This window comes from Cupriavidus phytohabitans (assembly GCF_000426345.1).
Classification (GTDB): domain Bacteria; phylum Pseudomonadota; class Gammaproteobacteria; order Burkholderiales; family Burkholderiaceae; genus Cupriavidus.
The window spans coordinates 1-3,118 of sequence record NZ_AUFE01000181.1; the positions used below are offsets into that span (position 1 = coordinate 1).

The 3,118-nt window shown below is 54.4% G+C and carries 2 protein-coding genes and 1 pseudogene; all 3 read right to left on the bottom strand.

Annotated elements, in window-relative coordinates:
- Window positions 1-51: 51 nt before the first annotated feature.
- Window positions 52-336, bottom strand: a complete 285-nt coding sequence (locus K309_RS43625; protein ID WP_232232645.1) for a hypothetical protein — start codon at window positions 334-336, stop codon at window positions 52-54.
- A 159-nt stretch (window positions 337-495) separates the two neighbouring features.
- Window positions 496-993, bottom strand: a pseudogene (locus tag K309_RS44255) (TniQ family protein); the annotation flags it as partial.
- Between the two features lie 45 nt (window positions 994-1,038).
- Window positions 1,039-2,169 (bottom strand): AAA family ATPase, encoded by a 1,131-nt coding sequence (locus K309_RS0134340; protein WP_029050403.1) that lies wholly within the window; start codon window positions 2,167-2,169, stop codon window positions 1,039-1,041.
- Between the last annotated feature and the right edge of the window lie 949 nt (window positions 2,170-3,118).

The window sequence follows — 3,118 nt, forward strand, 5'->3', positions numbered from 1 at the left end:
CCGCCCTCTACTCCGCGCCTCAAATTCCCCGCCTGTACACCAGTTTCGACTTTAGCTCCCAGGAACGACATCGCTGCCAACCGCCCCGGAAACGATTTTTACGAGCGTGGTTTCGACATACGCCGCGAGCGCGAGCAATCCCTGCAGACTAGGACGGTTACGACCTCCACGCCAACCTTTAATGAGGTCGCCAGTCATTCCAGTTTCAACTGCCCGCTTGCTGCTCCATTGCCCGACCCTTTCCGTACACTGCCGAATGCCATGCCGTAGACTAGCGGCAGAAAACTCGCCGCCTTCGGAAACAAAAGCGATCAACGCGCCGACCTGCGCTGCCAACCAAATTTCCTGCTCTGAGGCAACTTGCTGCTCAGTCCGTTGACATCTCATTCCGACTGAGCCACACCGCGGACATACTCCACTCAGTTGGACAGTCCGCGGCCCTTTTGCCCAAAGTTCGCTTGGTGCCCCACAACTCGCTGACTCCAGTCTCAAGCCATGAGCGGGACAAGCTCTAACTGCTCTGAAGGCCCACAAAGCTCGGCCAAATAGTGCATCCGTCTTTATAGCGGTCTCCAGACAAAAAAAAACGGCAATATCATCCTCAAAACACCTAAAGCAGTACTGGGGCACGCGGCACGCCAGCCCCCCGCGCGCCAGCACCGCACAAAGCTGGATCAAGCTGGCGGCGCCTGCTAAAGCTTCCCCCGTGAGTACTTCAAGTCGTTCGACGATTGTTTTCAGAGTCAAACTGTCGGCTGCAATCGAAAACGTCTTAGACGCCAATGCGATGGGTGCACCGGTCGCCTTTAATCCGGACCTCTCCAAGGTCGGTTTGAAGTAAGTGTTAAACAAGACTCCGGGTGTCACATGATGAGAAAATGCGAGGCGCCGAAACAGGCTTTGCGTTGCCTCCAGGTCTGCGGTGCCCACGCCCTTCCACCGGACCTCATGGAGTTCAGGATGCTCCTTTGGATCGTAAAGAAATCCGGACATGGCTGTTCCTCCCCCTACTGTTCCGTTTCTAGCTCAGCGAGTCTCTTATCGAGACTTGGTTGACGGCTTACCTTTTCTACTACCTCCCATGGCTGGAAGCGTCCTTCCAGGAATTGGCACTTCAATGTCACGCGCCACCCACCCGTCGTCAAAACCTCGAATGCGCTCTTCTTGCTCTTCGAATTCTGCCTTCATTCGCGCGAGCTTTCCCGACTGGAGCTTGCAGTCTCCCCAGAATCCGTCGTCCCATCGACCTTCATTTGCACCCTGCTTTTGCGCCAAAGCGGCACACAGCTTCTTCGTCGCCCTCATGTTGCCTAGGCATTCCGTATAGAAGTGATCCAAGTACGCCGACAGCTCCGGACAATCCCGATAAGGCCATTGCTTCTGAATCCCTACCAAAATTTCCACATATGCCTCCTTTTCTTCTTGATGCCAAGCCTGCTCCTCGTCTGCATTGTCAGGGCATCCGGACTTCGCTCCATACCTCGCCAAATACAGGTCCGATCCTCGTAGTTGGATTTGGGCGTAACCTTCTACCGCTTCGAGCATCTCAAAACCGCCAATGATGATGATCTTTGGACCACAATCGTCCGCACAGGTCTTGATCGAATCAAGTGTCGAATGCTTGTCGCCAAATCGAAGAAGATGAAAGAATTCATCAAGCGCAAGCGCCAGAATCTGCCGACGTCTCAATTCATCGATCATTTGCATCTGCTTCGCAGTTACTTTCTTGGCCTCCCTTCTTGAAAGCATCCGGATTCTCCCGTCTCCAACCTCAAAAGCAACGTTACGCTCTCTCATTCTCACATCAATAGCATCCATGGCCAGCTCATAGACCACACTGGCTTCAGTCTTCTGCCCCTTCAAGGCGGGAATTCTCACAGGTAAGATCCCGCCAGGGAACCCATAGTCCGCACCGTCGAGAAGCTCTGCAACGAGCTCAAAAACGAGGGTCGACTTTCCGACCCCGCTTACTCCCGCGAGGGAAATGATCGACACATCGTTGCAAGGACACAGCAGCTCCAACATTCGATTTGCCACGTCCTCGAGGTCGCGATGCCAGATGCGCAACCCTCTAAGGTGCCTGATCTTTTCTCGCAGCGGCAACGCGTAAACGATCTCCAGCCTTCTTGCCAAAGCCTCCTCAGGGCTTTCAACTTCTTGGCTTGCCATTCTTGCTCTCCCGAAGTCACGTTGAAATCATCAGTAACCACAGCCGAGGCATTCCTACATCTCTAAGACGCACACTAGTAGGAACTGACACATCGATAGACGGGCGAGGTTGTTGATGGATTCGCACAATCGCCCCAGCATCCGCCGCCCCCCTGACGTCGAACGTCGTGATCTGTCATATTTCCCTCCCGGGAGCACGCCGAAAAACACTGTCGGAGGGCATGGATTCCAGCGCCGATATTTCCGCACCGGTCATGATGAAAAGCTCGAACGTTTCCATACGTCCTCCGACACAATTCGCGTTCTCCTTCTTGGCTGCATCGTTGGGATTTTTGGAGCGGACTGTTCCGCGCCCGATTCAGTTAACTCGCTGCTACCATGGGGTTCCTCCGACGCTGTGGTACAAATGAGCGCTGGTTGTGGCACTGAATACATATCGGCTGTCGGGGCCGATGGCTGCTTACTGGGAAGGCGATCCGACGCCGCATACTCGGAACGACCTCTAGAGCTACTCAGCGGCTTAACCACGCCAATACGCACCTTTCGGTCTTCAACATCAACGTTCAGCCCTCGGTGGTCAAGCAATGCTTGCTCCTCACCGCACTGTAGAGCAAGGAGGCGATCGTCGAAGTTTTCCGGATGTAGCAACTTTTGCTGGAGGTGACAAGCATACTCATTCGTCTTGGACTTCCGACTCTCTGACGTGGCCAGCTTCTTCCATTCCCGGTATGCCACGGCAGCCTCATAGCGACTACATTTACGATGCGGCTGGAGCTTTCTGACGTGAGCCGCCTCCCAAGTATTCTTAATCCGTACATAGATCAGACCCGCGCAATGGGGCTCCACGCGAACCGGCAGGAGCTAAAGTCGAAACTGGTGTACAGGCGGGGAATTTGAGGCGCGGAGTAGAGGGCGGTGGAGCTTTCCGCTGAGAATCTGATTGTCGAGA